Source organism: Sphingomonas sp. Leaf34 (assembly GCF_001421805.1).
GTDB lineage: Bacteria > Pseudomonadota > Alphaproteobacteria > Sphingomonadales > Sphingomonadaceae > Sphingomonas.
In genome coordinates this window covers 941,903-959,282 of record NZ_LMLC01000001.1, presented here as the reverse complement: position 1 = coordinate 959,282, position 17,380 = coordinate 941,903, and the positions used below count along the sequence as shown (strand labels likewise).

The following is a 17,380-nucleotide window of genomic DNA, read 5'->3' as shown; positions in this document are numbered from 1 at the left end:
TGCCGACGTTCTCGCCGTCTTTGACCGCGATCAATGTTCGGTCCGCACGCGCCTCCTATCGAACACGCAGAACCGGCGCATCGACCGGTGGGAGACTGTCCATGGACCTCGGGGTCATCGATCTGTCGCGACTGCAATTCGCGCTGACCGCACTCTATCACTTCCTGTTCGTGCCGCTGACGCTGGGGCTGTCGATGATGCTGGTCATCATGGAATCGGTCTATGTCATGACGAACCGGCCGATATGGCGCGTGATCACGCGGTTCTGGGGTCGGATCTTCGCGATCAACTTCGTACTCGGCGTCGCCACCGGGCTGACGATGGAATTCCAGTTCGGCACCAACTGGTCCTACTTCTCGCATTATGTCGGTGACATCTTCGGCGCGCCGCTCGCGATCGAGGGGCTCATGGCGTTCTTTCTCGAGGCGACGTTCGTCGGCATCATGTTCTTCGGCTGGAACCGCCTGTCGAAGCTCGGCCATCTGATCGTCACGTTCATGGTCGCGCTCGGCACCAATTTGTCGGCGCTGTGGATCCTGGTCGCCAATGGCTGGATGCAGAACCCGACCGGCGCTGCGTTCAATCCCGAGACGATGCGGATGGAAGTGACCGACTTCGGCGCGGTGCTGTTCAACCCGATCGCGCAGGCCAAGTTCGTCCACACCGTCAGCGCGGGCTATGTCTGCGCGTCGGTGGTGGTGCTCGGCATCTCGGCCTTCTGGCTGCTGAAGGGCAGGTACACCGCGGTCGCACGCCGATCGATGACGGTCGCCGCGGCGTTCGGTCTTGCCGCGTCGCTGTCGGTCGTGATCCTCGGCGACGAGAGCGGCTATGTGCTGACCGACAACCAGAAGATGAAGCTCGCCGCGATCGAGGCCGCCTGGCACACCGCGCCCGCGCCCGCCGGCCTGACGCTGTTCGGCATCCCCGACGTCGCCGCGCGCGAGACGCGCTACGAGATGCAGATCCCCTGGGTGCTCGGCCTGATCGCCACGCGCAGCCTCGACGGCACCGTCACCGGCATGTCCGAACTGGTGCTGAAGGCGCAGGAGCGCATCACCTCGGGCGTCGTCGCCTATGATGCGGTCGAGCGGCTGAAGACCGATCCGGCCAACCTCGTCCAGCGCGCCCGGTTCGAGGCGCACAAGCGCGATCTGGGCTATGCGCTGCTGCTCAAGGCGCATGTCGCCGATCCGCGGATGGCCAGCCCGCAGCTGATCGCCACCACCGCCTGGGACGTGGTGCCCAACGTGCCGCTGATGTTCTGGAGCTTCCGGATCATGGCCGCGATCGGCTTTGCGATGATCGCGCTGTTCGGCGCGACGTTCGTGCTGACCTCGCTCCGGCTGCACATGCAGACGCGCTGGTTCCTGAAGCTGGCGGTGATCGCGATCCCGCTGCCGTGGATCGCGATCGAGCTCGGCTGGATGCTGGCCGAGATCGGTCGTCAGCCCTGGGCGATCGAGGGCGTGCTGCCGACCTTCCTCGCGGCCTCCTCGCTCACGCGGGGCGCATTGTGGACGACGATCATCGGCTTCACCGCGCTGTACGGCACGCTGGCGGTGATCGAGGTCCGGCTGATCCTCGAGACGATCCGCAAGGGGCCGTTCGAGCATGACGAGGACCCGCAGCCCGCACCCGGCGACATCCCTGCCATCCCCGTCGCCGCCTGACAGGAGTCAAGACGATGTTCGATTATGAAATGCTGCGGATCCTGTGGTGGGGATTGATGGGTGTGCTGCTCATCGCCTTCGCGCTGACCGACGGCTATGATCTGGGGGTCGCGGCGCTGCTGCCCTTCGTCGCCCGCACCGACGCCGAACGGCGGATGGTCATCAACTCGGTTGGTCCCACCTGGGAGGGCAACCAGGTGTGGTTCATCCTCGGCGGCGGCGCGATCTTCGCGGCCTGGCCGTTCGTCTACGCGGTCAGCTTCTCGGGCTTCTACCTGGCGATGTTCCTCGTGCTCGCGGCGCTGATCCTGCGGCCGGTGGGGTTCAAATACCGCTCCAAACGCCCCGACGCGGCATGGAGTTCGCGCTGGGATTGGGCCCTGTTCGTCGGCGGGTTCGTGCCGGCGCTCGTGTTCGGCGTGGCGGTGGGCAACGTGTTGTCGGGGGCGCCGTTCCGGCTGGACAGCGACCTGCGCGCGTTCTTCGACGGCAGCTTCCTCGGGCTGTTCACCCCGTTCACGCTGCTATGCGGGCTGCTCTCGGTCGCAATGCTGGTGCTGCACGGCAGCGCGTGGCTGGCGATCAAGATCGAGCACGGCGTAGTCCATGCCCGCGCCAAGCGGTTCGGCACGGTCGCCGGCATCCTGTCGGTGCTGCTGTTCGCCGCGGGCTGGGCGTTCGTCGCCTTCACCGATATCGGCTTCCGCATCGTCGGCGAGGTCGATCCGTTCGGCCCGTCCAACCCCTTGCGCACCACCAGCGAGATCGCGGCCGGGGCATGGCTCGCCAATTATGCGACCTACCCCTGGATGCTCGTCGCGCCGGTGCTCGGCTTCGGCGGCGCGCTGCTGGCGCTGGTCGGGATCCATCGCCGGTGGGAAGCGGCGGCGTTCGCGGGGTCGTCCGCCTCGGCGATCGGGATCATCGCCACCGTTGGACTGTCGATGTTCCCGTATATCCTGCCGTCGAGCATCGACATGCACTCCAGCCTGACGGTGTGGAACGCGTCATCGACGCCCAAGACGCTGGGCATCATGCTGTTCGTCACCGCGATCTTCCTGCCGCTGATCCTCGCCTACACCGCCTGGGCGTACAAGGTGATGTTCGGCCGGGTGACCACGCAGGAGGTCGCGACCAACCCCGATTTCTACTGAATCCTGATCCATTCGGAGAGTTAGCATGTGGTATTTCAGCTGGGCCCTGGGCCTAGGTCTCGCGGTCGGCTTCGGCGTTCTCAACGGCATCTGGCACGAGTTTCATCTGCCGATCGAGGACGATGTCGAAGGCCTTGCCACCCCGTGACAAGGAGGGCCCGCAAAGATCGCCTATACAGGGCTCCTTGTTACACCGCCGAATTGATGCATGTTTCTTTAGATCAGACCGCTATGATAGCGGGATGCTCAGCACGACCATTTGCGCAGACTGTGCGGTTCGCGACGAAGCGTTGTGCAGCAGCCTGACGAATAACGAGCTGGCCGCGCTGAATACGATCGGCCGCAAACACAGTGTTAAGCGCGGCGAGACCGTAATTTGGGCGGGTGACGATAGCATCATCTGTGCCAACCTGCTGTCCGGCGTGCTCAAGCTGGTCGCGTCGACGCAGGACGGCCGAGAACAGATCGTTGGCCTGCTCTACGCGGCCGATCTCGTCGGGCAGCCCTATGCGGGCCGTGCTGACTTCACCATTACCGCGCTCACCGATTCGGAACTGTGTATATTTCCACGCGCCGCTTTCGAGCGCGTCCTCACCGATCATGTACGGATGGAGCGCCTGCTGCTTCAGCGGACGCTCGCCGCGCTCAACGTGGCGCGCGCGCGGATGCTGACGCTCGCCCGGACGTCGGCGGCTGAAAAGGTCGCGGGCTTCCTGATGGACATGGCATCGCGCGCCGCATTGACCGGGTGCAGGGGCACCGCGGGCGGGCCGGTCACGTTTGATCTGCCGCTATCGCGCGGCCAGATCGCCGACATCCTCGGCCTGACCATCGAAACCGTTAGCCGCCAGATGACGAATTTGAAAAGTGCTGGCATCATCCGGCTTCCCGGCGGCCGTGCGATCACGATCGCCGATCCAGGCGCTCTCGAGACGCGGGCGGTAGCCGCCTAGGTCAGGCCGGGACGTTGCGCTCGAGGCTGGCGATCAGCAGTTCCCGCGCTTGCGGGGTAAGCCGCCGGTCGCCCAGCGTAAGGATCGCGAGTTCGGTGAAGTCCATAGCCCGGCGCCAGCCGTCGAAAACGCCGCGCAGCATATACCCGAGTGTTTCCGGCGGAAGCCGGTACTGTTCGTTGGGGGACGGCTCTCGCGCGGCAATCAGATTCTCCGCATTGGCGGCGTCCACGGCGTGACGCGCCCGGATATGCGCGAGCACCGCGGCGTTCAGAGTCTGTGGCGGTTCGCGTTGAAATATAGCCTCCAGCAGCGGGCCGCTGCCATAGGCATCGCGCAAGCTGCCTCTTCACTTTCCAAAACGTTAGCGGACTACAAAGCGCCGCGCCGGTGCCTGAACGAACGTCCGCTTACGACGATCAAAACTCGAAAGCTGACGGCCGGGATTCCTTCCCCATTCACGACATCCATGACGGACGATCATTCGCCAAGCTCAGTGAGCGCGGGGGTCAGTAGTCAGTAAGCGGGGAAGGGCGCGCGAATGTCGACTTTTGGGTCAGCGCCGAGGAGGCGGCGTGGTGTCGTCGAAAGCACGAAGTTGCGGATGGGAATGGTAGTCATCTGACTGTTGGCGCCTAAAGCCGCCCTTTGGATCACCGAGGAAGGCCCGGCTAATATCACGCGGCAGGCGGACTTTCCTTTTTCGCGTTTTCGCCGCAAGTAACGGCTAGATGGCTCTCTCACCCGACTATTATTCTGTTCTAGGGGTGTCCTCGACGGCAAGTCGCGACACTATCCACACCGCGTGGAAAGCGCTGCTCCGTCAATATCACCCCGATGCCAATCATGGTGTGGATGTTTCTGCGCGTGCGAAAGAGATCAACGAGGCGTATGCCGTTTTGGGAAAGAAGGACGCACGCGCCGCCTATGATCTCACGCAGATCAGACCGTCTGCCCACGGAGCGACCGCGGACCGCCCGTTTCACCCCAGGAAAGCCGGCAGGCGCCCGATGCGACCTAACCCGTCAATGCAGCCCAGCGGTAGCTTCTCGCACCCGCTAGAGACCAACGAATGGCTGATGGGCCTTTTCCTGCTGATCCTCACTGCCGCACCGATCGCTACAATCCTGGTTCTGTGGAATGAGGAATCCGGATTGGCATCTCCGGTTCGACGTAGCGTCGCCGCTCATCCCGTGCCTGAGCCTCCCGCAAAAGCCGTCCGCCGCTCATCGCGCACAAAACTCGGACTTGGACAGCCGGCTTCCTAACTATCGCCCGGTCGCGGCATTCGAGTTCGCAGGGGCAGGCGTTGAAAGCGGTCGTAACGCGGAGATGAACGCGCGGCCGAAGTTATGAAGCTGGGAAGGGGGCGGGGACGCTTGATTTTGGGTCCTCTCAGCCATTGGTCCTTCTAAACTCTACCAAAACATTACGTCTCGATATCGCCCGATGTTGCGAAGCGCGTCACAGGGGGAATTGGTGGGCGATATCGCGCGGATGGTGCTAGACCTGCCGATCAACGGGAACGGGTTCGCGGCCTATGTCGGTCAGGTGCTCGGGCCCAATCTCCGCTGCGCCGATGGGGTGATCACGGATAGATTATCCAACCACAAGCGACAGCGCGCTCGTATTGATCGAGGCTGCGGGGGCCGGGATTGTGTTCCTCCGGCCCTACAGCTCCGACTTCAACCTGATCGAAAGGCCTTCGATCAACGGAGCCATTCTTCAGCCCGTCGCGGCCTCCGTCCTTGTCGGTGAAGTAGCTGAGCAGAAAAACGCTATCGTCGGGCAGCCGTGCAAAGACGGGCAGCGTCGTTCCGGCCATGCCACTACCCATGCCCGCCAGAGCCATGCGTCGCGTCGTACGTCATGCGCGCTCGTTCTTCGAACACCGGGGCGATCTTGCGCCGTCGGCATCACTTCGGTCCGGTCGGATACCCTACCGTCGCGTCGGGACAAGCGCCTTGCGGATCGGCTCTACCCAACGATCCTTGTCGATGTCGTACAGGATGAAGTCGCTGTCGAACTGCCAATAGGCCCAGGGGAAGCCATGCGCCTCGGCTTCGCGGCGGACGGTCGCGGTGTAACGCGCGCGGGCCTCGATCGGCGTGCCGCTTTTGTCGTAAGCGCCGAACTCGCCCATCAGGACGGGACGATCGTTCGCGCGTGACCATGCACCGACCTTGTCGTAGTCGGCCTTGATCCGTGCCTCGTCGGCGGGCGTGAAGGGGACGTTTTTTAGTCCGGCCGCTTCCGGCGCCCAAGGCGCGCCCTGGTGGGTGAATTGGAACGGTTCGTACGAGTGGAAGGTGACGAGGATGTTCCGGTCGGATTTGGGCAGTTCGAGCGCAGGCAGTTCGTCCAGATTGTTCCAGCGGGTAGGCCCTATCACCAGCGTCCGGCCTGGATTGCTCGCCCGGACGACGGGAATGAGCCTGCGCAGCATCAGGTTCCACCGGGGACCATCCAATGGCGCGTGCGGCTCGTTCAGTAATTCGAATAATACGCTGTCGGGCGCGTCACGATACCGTGCGCCGATCTGCTTCCAGAACGCGATCAGCCTGGGTTCGCACGCGTCTGGCGCTTCCGAGCACAGGTTGAAATCGTGTTCGTCGAGAATGACGCTGAGGCCGGCGGCGGTGGCGTTCTTGACGATGCCATCGAGCGTCGCGAGCCACTTCGGATCGAGCCGGTTTGCGGCGTCCATGTGTCTGAACGACTGGAGCACGACCCGGACGAAATCGAACCCGCCCTGTTTGATGATCCGGAAGTGGCGCGGCTTGAACCGTGCCTTTTGCGGATCGTTCCACAACGGGTCGTAGCCGACGATGTTCACGCCGCGGTGCAGCCGCGATGCGGTGCGCCACGCCGGGCCGGTCGGCATCGTCGTACGGTCGGACGTCTGCACCAACGCTTTACCGACGCCATCGTGCGAATAAGCGAGCGAAGGCGTGGCGAGGGCTACAGCCGTACCCAACACGTATTTGAAGAGCACGGATGTGTTCCTTTCGATAACGATCCGCACAGTGCAGCTCCCCGCTGCGTAGGCGATGACAGGGAGCTGCAGACGTGGCGGCAATATTAGGCCTGCGCCCGGATCAGAACTTCATCCGCGTGGTCAGCGAGAATCGACGATCATTCTTGAAGTAACTGCGCGGCGCGCGCAGGCCCGCAGCGTTGATGACCGACTCCGTCTTCGTCGTGCTGTCGAGGAGGTTGACCCCCTGGAAGCCGATCTTGAAGTTGTCGTTGACCGAGTACAGGATCGTCCCGTCGAGCTGCCCGAACGCGCTGGAATAGATCGGCAGGAACGGGGCGATCTCGTCGCGGATCGTCAGCAGGTACCGCGAGCGCCAATTATAGGCGGCGCGCAGCGACAACGGGCCCTTCTCGTAGAACAGCGCGCCGTTGATCGTGTGGCGCGAGAGCCCTTCGAGCGGCAGGCGCGATACGTCGATCGTGGTGGTCGGCGAGGTGGCCTGCGCACCACGGCCCTGCGGGATGTTGGACGGATCGACGAAGGTATAGTTGGCCTGCACGCCGAAGCCCGACAGCAGCCCCGGCAGGAAATCATAGGTCTGCTGGTAGGCGACTTCGAAGCCCTTGATGTTGCTGTGGCTGTCCGCGTTCTGCGGCGCCACGAACAGCACGTTCTGCGTGATGCCGTTGTTCGTGATCGAGCGGGTTTGCGCGACGTTGGCAACGATGACGTTCGACAGATCCTTATAGAACGCCGCCACGGTCAACGACCCGACTTTCGCGAAATACCATTCCGCGGTGAGATCGAACTGGTTCGCCTCGACGGGTTTCAGGAAGGGGTTCGAGTTGCGGCTGCCGCCTTCGAGCTGGAACACTGAAAGGCCGCTGGTCGGTGCGATCAGGGTCGTGCTCTGCAACTGTTCGAAGCCTGGCCGCGAGATCGCCTTCGAATAGGCGAAGCGCGAGATCAGGTTCGGCGTGACGCCAACCTTCAGGTTGAAGCTCGGCAGGAAATGATCGAAGCGGTTGCGCGTCGTCTGGTTGATCGCGGTCCCGTTGGAAAACGTCAGGACATCCTGCTGCTGTGCCGAGGTCAGACCGCAAAAGGGGCTCGTCTGTGCGGGCTGACCGCAGAAGGTCGCGACGCTGGCGGCGCTGCCGATGATCTGGTTGCGCGTCGGAAAGGTGAAGAAGCCGTTCGCCTTGTCCGTGGTCTGGATGTAGCGCAGGCCGATGTTACCCGAGACCTTCAGGCCGCCGAACAGATCGTTGCCCTGTGTGCCGAAGTCGAGCCGGGCATAGGCGGCCTTGGTCTCTTCGGAATTGGTGTAGACCTCGCTCGGCAGGAAGCTCGTGCCCGCGATCACACCAGCGCGCTGGCCAGCCGGCGTCCATCCGCCGGAATTCGCGCCCTTCTGATTGCGCCAGATCGCGTTGACCGCCTGCACCTGTGCGGCGACCGCATCATAGCTCGATGCTGCGTTCCCATTGATGTAGTTCGCACCGAGTTCGGACGGACCGTCACCACGGAACACGTTGTCGAAGCTGAACAAGCCGTAGCTGTTCGGATTGGTATCGGCGAAGGTAACGGGGCCGGAGCCATCCCAGACTTCGCTCAGCACGCCCCAGTTATACAGCGAGTAGCGCACCGTCTGGTCGCGATCGGCATAGCGTGCGCCGACCTTGGCTTTCTTTAGGAAGCTGTCGTCGCCGAAATCATAGGTCGCGTCCGCCTTGAACGCCCATTCATTGCCCTTGTTGTCCTCGAAATGGTCCATCGCCGCCCGGTAATAGCTGTTCGCCGGATCCGCGAAATACGCCTGCCTGTTCGCGCCGTTAGGGGCGAGGAAGCTGATGTCGGGCGTGTTCCCCGTAAGATCGAGCGCGACGTCGGCGAAGGTCGATCCATACACCGACATATCCGTCTGCTTCGTGGTCGATTTCACATATTGGCCATCGAAGTTGAACGCGAGCTTCTCGGTTGCCTGCCACTTTACGTTACCGCCGAAGTCGTTGGTGACCGCCCGCGTCTTCACGCCGCGATTGGCAAGCTGCGTGACCATGCCGCGCTGCTGACCGCCGGCAGGCACATAGCCGCGATCGAGCGAAATCGTACCGGTCTCGAAAAGACCGTCGTCGCCGAAGGTGTAGTTTGTGCCAGGCCGCGGCGCCGTTGCGCGGTCGATGCCGTCGGAGACGGTTTCCACCGTGCGCTCGCCCCAGGTCTGGCGTGCGTCGCTGCGGACGAACTGCAGCGTGGCGAGCAGCGACTTGTCGTTCGATTCGAACTGCAGCGCGCCGGCCGCACCGATGCGCTCGCGGTTGAATTCCTGCGTGCGGACGCCGGCGCCCACTGGCGCGTAGGCCACCTGGCCCGGGGCAAGCCCTGCCAGGGTATCGGTTTCGGTTACCCCGTCGCCGTTGATATCCTGCGATCCGTTGAAGCGGGCCTGGTAGTTGGTGACCTGCAACCCGTCTGCGCGGCTGAAGAGCTGCGAATACGACCCACCGACGAGCACACCGAAACGCCCGATGTTCGTGTCGAAGTTCCGCGAGGCGAGGCCGGAAATCGCGGGCGAGCCCTTCTTTGAAAAGTCGCCATAATTCATGTCCGCAGACACGTAGACGACCGGTTCCTTACTATCGAAGGGCTTGCGCGTGTTGAGGACGACCGTTCCGGCGATCCCGCCTTCGATCTGGTCGGCCGTCATGTTCTTATAGACTTCGACCGAGCCGAGCAATTCGGGCGAGACGTCCTGGAAGTTGAGCGCGCGGCCGCCATTGACCGAGAAGCTGTCGCGACCGTTGAATTCCGAGCGGACGTAGTTGAGCCCGCGAATGACGATCCCGGATCCCTCGACCGAGAAGTGATCGGAGTCGTTGCCCGCCGCAAAGCGGCTGATCGACACGCCGGGTACGCGCTGGAGCGCCTCCGTTACCGAGCGATCCGGCAGCGCGCCGATGTCTTCGGCGGTGATCGCGTCGACGACGGTGTCGGCATCGCGCTTGATCCCCTGCGAGTTCGCCAGGCTGGCGCGGATGCCGGTAACGACGATCTCGTCGCCGGTCGCGGCGTCGGTCTGGGCCGCCACGGGATCCTGCCCGGTTGCAGGTGTCCCCGTCTGCGCGTCGGGTGCGGCAGCGCCAGCGACCACCGGATCGGTCGAGCGCGAGATGCCGCCGTCCTGGCTGTTGGTCGTGGGGGCGGTAGGCTGGGTCACCGTCTGCGCGACGGACTGCGCACTGGCAGTGAGCGCCATGACGGACGCGCCGATACCTAGCGAGCGGACGAACGATAGCGATGCGCTACGCGAGGCGTTGACGTGCATTCAGACTCTCCCCAAGGCCGGCTTCAGATGTCCACCGGCTCTCTTTCCCGCAAAACGCGGGTGATTATGTCGGACTAGCCTCCGTTTCGCCGCGACAGCAATGGCAAACCTGCGCACCACGGCTTTAACTGTTTTGATTTTCGTTAGTCTGTTGCGTACAGGTCACACTGCCCCGACACGGTAATACCGTGCAGCCTTGGCAAGAGAGAGGAATGTGCCATCAACCCGCCGCAGCCCTTACCGATCAGGCCCGTACCGATCAGGCCTGTTCCGATCAGGGTCGTCATTATCGGCGGAGGCACGGCGGGCTGGATGACCGCTGCGGCCTTGGCCGCCGTCGCGGGACCGACCGTTGCAGACGTGCATCTCGTCGAGTCCGAGGAGATCGGCATCGTCGGCGTCGGTGAGGCGACGCTGCCGCATATCCGCGCGTTCAACACGCGTCTCGGGATCGACGAGGCCGAGTTCATGCGGGCGACCGGCGCGACGTTCAAGCTGGGCATCGAGTTCTGCGACTGGGCGCGGATCGGCGACAGCTATATCCATCCGTTCGGGGCCTTCGGGCATGACGTCGACGGGGTGGGATTCCACCATTATCTCAGCCGCGCCGGCCAGATCGCCACGCTTCCGGACTATTCGCTGCCGGTCGTCGCGGCGCGTCACGCGAAGTTCGCGCCGCCGCTGGACGATCCGCGATCGCTGCTGTCGACCTTCGGCTATGCGTATCAGTTCGACGCGACGCGCTACGCGCCCTTTCTCCGCGCGCGGGCCGAGCGGCAGGGGGTGACGCGCACCGAGGGACGCGTGGTCGATGTCGAACGAAGCAGCACGGGCGATGTCGTCGCGGTCGTGCTCGGGGATGGCCGGCGGATGACGGGCGACCTGTTCGTCGACTGCTCCGGGTTCCGCTCGCTGCTGCTGGGACAGGCCATGGGCGAGCCGTTCGAAGACTGGTCGCACTGGCTGCCCTGCGACCGTGCGGTCGCGGTCCCTTGCGCCGACGCGGGGACGCTGAAGCCCTATACGACGGCGACCGCGATGCCCGCCGGTTGGCGGTGGCGTATTCCGCTCCAGCACCGGGTCGGCAACGGTTATGTCTATTCGTCCGCGCATATCGACGATGGCGCGGCGCAGGACGCCTTGCTGCGGTCGATCGAAAGCACGTCGCTGGCGGACCCGCGCATGCTGCGCTTCAAGGCTGGCCGAAGGGCGCGTAGCTGGGTCGGAAACGTCGTTGGCGTTGGGCTGGCCGGCGGGTTCCTGGAGCCGCTGGAATCGACGAGCATCTATCTGATCCAGCTGGCGATCACCCAGTTGCTGGAGCTGTTCCCCGCCACGCCGATCTCACCCGTCGACCGCGATACGTTCAACCGGGTGGTCGATCTGGAATATGACCGGATCCGCGACTTCCTGATCCTGCATTACCATGCGACGACGCGTGACGATTCGCCGTTCTGGGATCATGTGCGGACGATGGCGGTGCCCGATACGCTGGCGGAGAAACTGGCGCTGTTCCGAAAGCGGGGGCGGGTGATGACCTATCGGGAGGGCGTATTCCTCGAGCCGAGCTGGATCGCGGTGTATCTGGGGCAGGGGGTGGTGCCGGCGGGATATGACCAGCGTGCGGATCAGCCGTCCGATGCCGCGCTCGCCCAGGCGCTGGCACGGTTGCGCACCGAAACGCGCGACGCGGTCATGACCATGCCCGATCACGCCGCCTATATTGCGCAATCGGGCGCGGCTGCGGCATGAGCGACAGGCGGATCGGAACGATCGCGGTGGTCGGTGACGGGGTTGCGGGCTGGAGCGCGGCGGCCGCGCTGAAGTCGCGTGTGCCCGGCATCTCGGTCGCGGTGATCCCGGTCGCGGACCTGCGTCCCGGATTTGTCGATCTGTTCGGCGGGGCATCGCCGTCGATCGGCGAGTTCCATGCAGATATCGGGTTGGACGAGCGCGACGTCGTGGCGCGGACCGGCGCGGGCATCCGGCTCGGCACCCGGTTCTCGGGGTGGAGCGGCGCCGAGTATACGCACGCCTATGGCCCCGCCGGGATGCCTGTCGATGGAGTGCCCTTTGCCACGCTCTGGGCAGGTCTGGGGGGAATGGAGCCGTTCGACAGCTTCGCCCCGGCCGCTGCGCTGGCGGCAGCGGGACGGTTCATCCCGCCGCGCGGCGACATGCTCGGTGGCTATGCCAACGGGCTGCAGCTCGATCCGCGCGTCTATCGCCGGTTCATCGAAGCTTATGCCCGACATTTGGGCGTCGTGGTGACGGCCAGCGGGATGCGGCACGCGGAGGTGGACGGCCACCGCGTGACGGCGCTTCATCTCGACGATGGTGGGCGTCTGGAGGCGGATCTCTACATCGACGCGACCAACGGCGACGCGCGGCTCATCGGCCAGTTCGGCGACGATTGGCAGGATTGGTCGCCGTGGCTGCCGTGCGACAGCGTCGTTCAGGCGCTCGGGACACCGGATGCCGCGCCTTTCGAACCTTTCCTGTCACCCCTGGAGCAGGTCGAAGCGATCGATGGCGGGTGGCGCCTGACGTCGTGCCTGCCCGGCAGAACCGATACGGCGATCGTTTACGCAAGCGGGGCGCGCCACGAACCGGGCGAGGTCCGGTGGTTCCAGAGCGGTAGGCGATCGCGCGCCTGGATCGGCAATGTCGTGGCGATCGGCGAGGCGCATTGCGTCGTGGAGCCGCTGGAAGCCGCCCCGCTGCACGTGCTGCACACGCAGATCGACCGGCTCGTCGCGTCGCTGCCCGATCGCGATTTCGACGCGGTCGAGCTCGCTTATTACAACCGCGAGACGGGGCAGGAGGCGGATCGCCTGCGCGATTTCCTGATCCTGCACTATGCGACGTCCGATCGACCTGAGCCGTTCTGGCAAGCCGCGCGTGACGTCGCATTGCCGCCGTTACTGGCCGAGACGCTGACGCTGTTTCGCGAACGGGGACGGTTGCCGATCCGCGATGGCGAGAGCTTCGATCGGGACAGCTGGCACGCGGTGCTGCTCGGGCAGGGCATCCTGCCGCAGCGCGGCGACGTGTTGGCCGCGGCGGTCGACCCGACACGCGCGCGCGCCGCGATGGCTGATTTTCGGGCGCGGTTGTCGACGGCGGTCGCCGCCGCGCCGACCCATCGCGCCTACCTGGCGAGCTTGAGGACGAACGCATGAACGAACACAGCATCCGCGAGGTCGTCATCGTCGGCGGCGGCACCGCCGGCTGGATGGCCGCGGCGGCGCTATCCAAGTTCCTCGGCAGCAGGCAGGGCGGGGCGGGGCAGCCGCGTATTCGTCTGATCGAGAGCGAAGAGATCGGCACCGTCGGGGTCGGCGAGGCGACGATTCCGACGATCGCGACGTTCAACCAGATGCTGGGCATCGACGAGGATGATTTCGTTGCGAAGACGCAGGGCACGTTCAAGCTCGGCATCGAGTTCGTCGACTGGCGGCGGATCGGCGAGCGCTATTTTCACCCCTTCGGCCAGTTCGGACACGATATCGAAGGGCTGAGCTTCCATCAGTTCTTCCTCAAGCTCGCCAAACAGGGCCAGTGCGCCGATATCTGGCATTATGCGCCGTGCGCGGTGGCGGCGGCGGCGGGGCGGTTCGCGCGGCAATCGCCCGATCCCCGGTCGCCCTTCGGCACATTGCCGTATGCGTTCCATTTCGACGCCGGGCTCTACGCCCGATATTTGCGCGCCTATGCCGAAGCGCGCGGGGTCGAGCGTATCGAGGGGCGGATCGTCGATGTCGGATTGCGTAGCGAAGATGGGTTCGTCGAGAGCCTGACGCTCGACGGCGGCCGGCGCGTCGAAGGCGAGTTGTTCGTCGATTGCTCGGGCTTTCGCGGTCTGTTGATCGAAGGTGCGTTGAAGACCGGATATGAGGATTGGCGCCATTGGCTGCCATGCGATCGCGCTGTCGCGGTGCCGACGGCGAACATCGGCGACCCTGTGCCGTTCACGCGCTCGACGGCGCGAAGCGCCGGCTGGCAGTGGCGCATCCCGCTGCAACACCGCACCGGCAACGGCTATGTCTATTCGAGCGCGCATATTTCCGACGAGGATGCTGAGGCGACGTTGCTCTCCACCGTCGAAGGGCCGCCGATCGCCGATCCGCGCCGTCTGGCGTTCGTCACGGGGCGGCGCAAGCGGTTCTGGAACCGCAACGTGGTCGCGCTCGGCCTGTCCGGCGGCTTTCTGGAGCCGCTGGAGTCGACCTCGATCCATCTGATCCAGACCGGGATCGCCAAGCTTCTCGCGCTGTTCCCCGATCGACGGTTTCTTGAGGTCGAGGCCGGCGAATATGACCGCCTGATGAGCAGCGCATATGACGGCGTGCGCGACTTCATCATCCTGCATTATCACGCGACGACGCGGGACGATTCCCCGTTCTGGAACCATGTGCGGACGATGACCGTGCCCGACAGTCTGCGCCGGAAGACCGAGCTGTTCCGCGCGAAAGGCCGCTTCTTCCGCTATGACGACGAGCTGTTCTCGCTTGCGAGCTGGGTCGCGGTGATGCTGGGGCAGGGCATCACGCCCGAAGGCTATGATCCGATCGTCGACGGCCTCGACGAATCAAAGCTCGTCGAGGCCGTGGAGCGGATGCGGCTGGGGATCCGCCAGACGATCGCGCAGATGCCGTCGCAATCGGACTATATCCGCGCAAACTGCGCCGCTATCTGAAACGCCGATCTAGCGGGTCGGGCACGCCGCGACCGGCCCATCGGCATGCGCCAGACGAACGTCGGAGATCGAGAGCGTCAGTTTCCCCGCGGTTGAGATGATGAGAGGCTCGGTGACCTTGTGCGGATCGATCCCGGCGGCGACGAAGCATTTGAGCGGGATCGCCAAGGACTTCCATTCGCCGATCGGTGCCGCGTGTAGAATGCCGGTGATCGGGACCGTAGCGGTTTTGCCGGGGCCGGCCATCGAGAGCGCGACGGCGGACACGGGGCTCGCATCCGTTCGGAACTGGACGATCATGCTCAGTTCTCCATTCGCCTCGCGGGCGATGTCGAGCGGCGCGTTGGCCTCGATCCTGACGTCCGCCTCGTGCGTGCCTGTCCAGCTGAAACGCCGGGCGTCCTCCTGCGCATTGCGATCGATACCGGCGATCGTCAGCGCGCCACCCGGGCTCCGGCCGCTATTGCCGACGATGCGCGTCGATCCGCTGCTGCCTTCGCCGAGCGACAGGCTCCACGCGTCGGGGACGCGCCCCTTCGTGAAGAAGACGCCGCCCGCGTCGACCGCCATGCCGGCGGGACGCGTTTCGTCCAGTTTGCCGACCACGGCGCGATCCGCATAGGTGAGGCCGTACCCGAATTTGAACAGCGGGTCGTAATTGGAATCGCGGGCATTCAGGACATACTGGTCGGGACGCTTGGGCCACGAGAAGGACAGCTTGCCCCGGAAGTCATGAACGGGTTTGCCGTCCTTGCCGGCGAACAGCACGTCGGCGACGCCCGCGCCTTCGCTCCCCGGCAGAAACGCCGCGACGAAGGCATCCGATGCGTTAAGCTCGGCATTCACCCACATCGGGCGGCCCGACAGGAAAACGGCGACGACCGGGATGCCCGCCGCTTTCAGTTTGCGGAGCAGCGCGACATCGCTCTTGTCGCCCGGTGAATATTCCAGGGTCGGTCGGTCGCCCATGAATTCGGCATAGGGGGTCTCGCCGAAGACGACGATGGCGGCGTCGGGTTTCGCGGTATAGGCGCCCGTCGGCGAGTAGGTGGCGGTACCGCCGCCGGCGCGTACGGCCTGGTCGATGCCGGTCCAGATCGACGTCGCATTGGGGAAGCCGCGCTTCGGCACGTCCGTGCCCTGCCAGGTGATCGACCAGCCGCCCGCCTGCTGCGCCACATCGTCGGCGGCGCTACCGGCGACAAGAATATTCGCCTTGGGCTTGAGCGGCAGAACACCCCCGTTGTTTTTGAGCAGCACGAGCGATTCCTGGACGGCCTGGCGTCCGATGGCATGCCCTTCCGCCGAGCCGATCAGGCCGAACTGTCCGGCATAACGTCGCGTCGAGGGCTTGCCCGCGGTAAAGCTCCCGGCGAGCATCTTCACGCGCAGGATACGACGAACCGCGTCGTCGAGACGCGCCGGCACGATTTCGCCCGACTTGGCCTGCGCCAGCGTGTTGCGGTACAGCGCCTTCCAGTCGCCCGACATCATGAACATGTCGAGGCCGGCGTTGACGGCCGCCGCGCAGCTTTCGTTGCTGCACCCGGCAATCTGGCCGTGCGCGTTCCAGTCGCCGACAACGAAGCCGTTAAAGCCCATCCGGCCCTTCAGCACGTCGGTCAGCAAGGTCTTGTTGCCGTGCATCTTCTCGCCGTTCCAGCTCGAAAAGCTGGCCATCACGGTCAAGGTGCCGGCTTCGATCGCGGGTGGGTATCCCGCCGCATGAACGTCGCGCAGCACGACCTCCGAGACTTTGGTATCGCCCTGATCGCGTCCGCCCGTGCCACCGTCGCCGACGAAATGCTTGGTGGTCGCAATGACGTGGCCCGGCGTCATGAAATCTGGCGAACCCACCTTGCCCTGGATGCCGGTGACGACCGGGCCGGCATAGCTGGCGACCACGCCCGGCTCTTCGGAATAGCTTTCATAGGTGCGCCCCCACCGATCGTCCTGCACGACCGCCAGCGTCGGCGCGAAGCTCCAGTCGAGCCCGGCCGCGGCCGTCTCGAGTGCGGTGATGCGGCCGATCTTTTCCATCAGCGCGGGATCGCGGGCCGCTCCCAGCCCGATATTGTGCGGAAACAGGGTGGCGCCGACGATGTTGTTGTTGCCGTGAACCGCATCGGTCCCCCAGATCGTCGGGATTTTCGGCCGACCGTCGGTGCGCGCCATCGAGGCGTCGTAGAATGCGTCGGCCAGCTTCAGCCATGCCGCCGGCGGTGCCAGTTCGTCGTTGTTGGGCGCCGAATTCCCGCCGTTCAGCACCGAGCCGAGCTTGTAGGTCTTGAGGTCTTCGGGCTTTACGGTCGCGATATCGGCCTGGATGATCTGCCCGACCTTGTCCTCGATCGACATGGCAGCAAGGATGGCGCCGATCCTGGTTTCGAGCTTGGGATCGAGCGCGGGCTTCGCCGCGACCTTTGCCCATGTCTCGGCATGCGCGACGGGAGAGAGCGAAACCGGCCCCGTCTGCGCGATCGCCGTGGTGCCACCCAGCAGCGCCAGGACGCTGGCGACCGAAAGCTTCGTCTTCATCATTCTCTCCCCGGTTCCCGTCTTGCGGGATTGGTCGCGTTTCAAACCACTTGGG

At 64.6% G+C, this 17,380-nt stretch carries 12 protein-coding genes and 1 pseudogene; 9 read left to right on the top strand and 4 right to left on the bottom strand.

Going from position 1 to position 17,380, the window contains the following annotated elements; translation table 11 throughout:
• The first annotated feature begins 101 nt into the window (after window positions 1-101).
• The 4 genes from ASF00_RS04350 to ASF00_RS04340 are packed head-to-tail and all read left to right on the top strand — an operon-like array spanning window position 102 to window position 3,780.
• Window positions 102-1,673 carry a cytochrome ubiquinol oxidase subunit I gene (locus ASF00_RS04350; RefSeq protein WP_055874574.1) on the top strand — a complete coding sequence of 524 codons (1,572 nt, stop codon included), beginning with the start codon at window positions 102-104 and terminating at the stop codon, window positions 1,671-1,673.
• Between the two features lie 14 nt (window positions 1,674-1,687).
• Window positions 1,688-2,827: a cytochrome d ubiquinol oxidase subunit II gene (gene cydB, locus ASF00_RS04345; RefSeq protein WP_055874570.1), complete on the top strand. Its 1,140-nt coding sequence runs from the start codon at window positions 1,688-1,690 to the stop codon at window positions 2,825-2,827.
• A gap of 25 nt (window positions 2,828-2,852) precedes the next feature.
• Window positions 2,853-2,975, top strand: a complete 123-nt coding sequence (gene cydX, locus ASF00_RS17840) for a cytochrome bd-I oxidase subunit CydX (protein ID WP_082463208.1) — start codon at window positions 2,853-2,855, stop codon at window positions 2,973-2,975.
• Window positions 2,950-3,780 carry a Crp/Fnr family transcriptional regulator gene (locus ASF00_RS04340; protein WP_235525605.1) on the top strand — a complete coding sequence of 277 codons (831 nt, stop codon included), beginning with the start codon at window positions 2,950-2,952 and terminating at the stop codon, window positions 3,778-3,780. The genes cydX and ASF00_RS04340 overlap by 26 nt, the downstream gene beginning before the upstream one ends.
• 1 nt (window position 3,781) lies before the next feature.
• Here ASF00_RS04340 and ASF00_RS04335 read toward each other — a convergent pair whose 3' ends face one another.
• Window positions 3,782-4,120, bottom strand: coding sequence for a hypothetical protein (locus ASF00_RS04335; protein WP_055874564.1), 339 nt, complete (start codon window positions 4,118-4,120; stop codon window positions 3,782-3,784).
• Window positions 4,121-4,511: 391 nt separating this feature from the next.
• Between ASF00_RS04335 and ASF00_RS19280 the strand changes: the two genes are divergently transcribed.
• Complete coding sequence (locus ASF00_RS19280; RefSeq protein WP_082463207.1) at window positions 4,512-5,048, top strand: DnaJ domain-containing protein; 537 nt, start codon at window positions 4,512-4,514, stop codon at window positions 5,046-5,048.
• Between the two features lie 220 nt (window positions 5,049-5,268).
• Window positions 5,269-5,482 (top strand): annotated as a pseudogene (locus ASF00_RS19275) (transposase); the annotation flags it as partial.
• Window positions 5,483-5,719: 237 nt separating this feature from the next.
• Here ASF00_RS19275 and ASF00_RS04325 read toward each other — a convergent pair.
• Window positions 5,720-6,775 (bottom strand): glycoside hydrolase family 5 protein, encoded by a 1,056-nt coding sequence (locus tag ASF00_RS04325; RefSeq protein WP_235525604.1) that lies wholly within the window; start codon window positions 6,773-6,775, stop codon window positions 5,720-5,722.
• A gap of 103 nt (window positions 6,776-6,878) precedes the next feature.
• Window positions 6,879-10,088 (bottom strand): TonB-dependent receptor, encoded by a 3,210-nt coding sequence (locus ASF00_RS04320; RefSeq protein WP_055874559.1) that lies wholly within the window; start codon window positions 10,086-10,088, stop codon window positions 6,879-6,881.
• A 258-nt stretch (window positions 10,089-10,346) separates the two neighbouring features.
• Here ASF00_RS04320 and ASF00_RS04315 point away from each other — a divergent pair, with 258 nt between their 5' ends.
• Genes ASF00_RS04315 through ASF00_RS04305 form a run of 3 tightly spaced genes read left to right on the top strand, consistent with a single transcriptional unit; the run spans window position 10,347 to window position 14,787 of the window.
• A complete protein-coding gene (locus tag ASF00_RS04315; RefSeq protein WP_443024381.1) occupies window positions 10,347-11,840 on the top strand; it encodes a tryptophan halogenase family protein in 1,494 nt (497 codons plus the stop codon).
• Window positions 11,837-13,270, top strand: a complete 1,434-nt coding sequence (locus ASF00_RS04310) for a tryptophan 7-halogenase (protein ID WP_055874554.1) — start codon at window positions 11,837-11,839, stop codon at window positions 13,268-13,270. The genes ASF00_RS04315 and ASF00_RS04310 overlap by 4 nt, the downstream gene beginning before the upstream one ends.
• Window positions 13,267-14,787, top strand: coding sequence for a tryptophan halogenase family protein (locus ASF00_RS04305; protein ID WP_055874552.1), 1,521 nt, complete (start codon window positions 13,267-13,269; stop codon window positions 14,785-14,787). Before ASF00_RS04310 ends, ASF00_RS04305 begins: the two co-directional genes overlap by 4 nt.
• Before the next feature lie 9 nt (window positions 14,788-14,796).
• On the opposite strand, the gene ASF00_RS04300 is transcribed toward ASF00_RS04305, so the two are convergent.
• Window positions 14,797-17,325, bottom strand: coding sequence for a glycoside hydrolase family 3 protein (locus tag ASF00_RS04300; protein ID WP_055875412.1), 2,529 nt, complete (start codon window positions 17,323-17,325; stop codon window positions 14,797-14,799).
• Window positions 17,326-17,380 lie beyond the last annotated feature (55 nt).

Bases quoted from the DNA above. Each gene is read 5' to 3' on its own strand.
- ASF00_RS04350 (WP_055874574.1), top strand. From the start codon at position 102: ATGGACCTCGGGGTCATCGATCTGTCGCGACTGCAATTCGCGCTGACC.
- cydB (WP_055874570.1), top strand. From the start codon at position 1,688: ATGTTCGATTATGAAATGCTGCGGATCCTGTGGTGGGGATTGATGGGT.
- cydX (WP_082463208.1), top strand. From the start codon at position 2,853: ATGTGGTATTTCAGCTGGGCCCTGGGCCTAGGTCTCGCGGTCGGCTTC.
- ASF00_RS04340 (WP_235525605.1), top strand. From the start codon at position 2,950: ATGTCGAAGGCCTTGCCACCCCGTGACAAGGAGGGCCCGCAAAGATCG.
- ASF00_RS19280 (WP_082463207.1), top strand. From the start codon at position 4,512: ATGGCTCTCTCACCCGACTATTATTCTGTTCTAGGGGTGTCCTCGACG.
- ASF00_RS04320 (WP_055874559.1), bottom strand. From the start codon at position 10,088: ATGCACGTCAACGCCTCGCGTAGCGCATCGCTATCGTTCGTCCGCTCG.
- ASF00_RS04310 (WP_055874554.1), top strand. From the start codon at position 11,837: ATGAGCGACAGGCGGATCGGAACGATCGCGGTGGTCGGTGACGGGGTT.
- ASF00_RS04305 (WP_055874552.1), top strand. From the start codon at position 13,267: ATGAACGAACACAGCATCCGCGAGGTCGTCATCGTCGGCGGCGGCACC.
- ASF00_RS04300 (WP_055875412.1), bottom strand. From the start codon at position 17,325: ATGAAGACGAAGCTTTCGGTCGCCAGCGTCCTGGCGCTGCTGGGTGGC.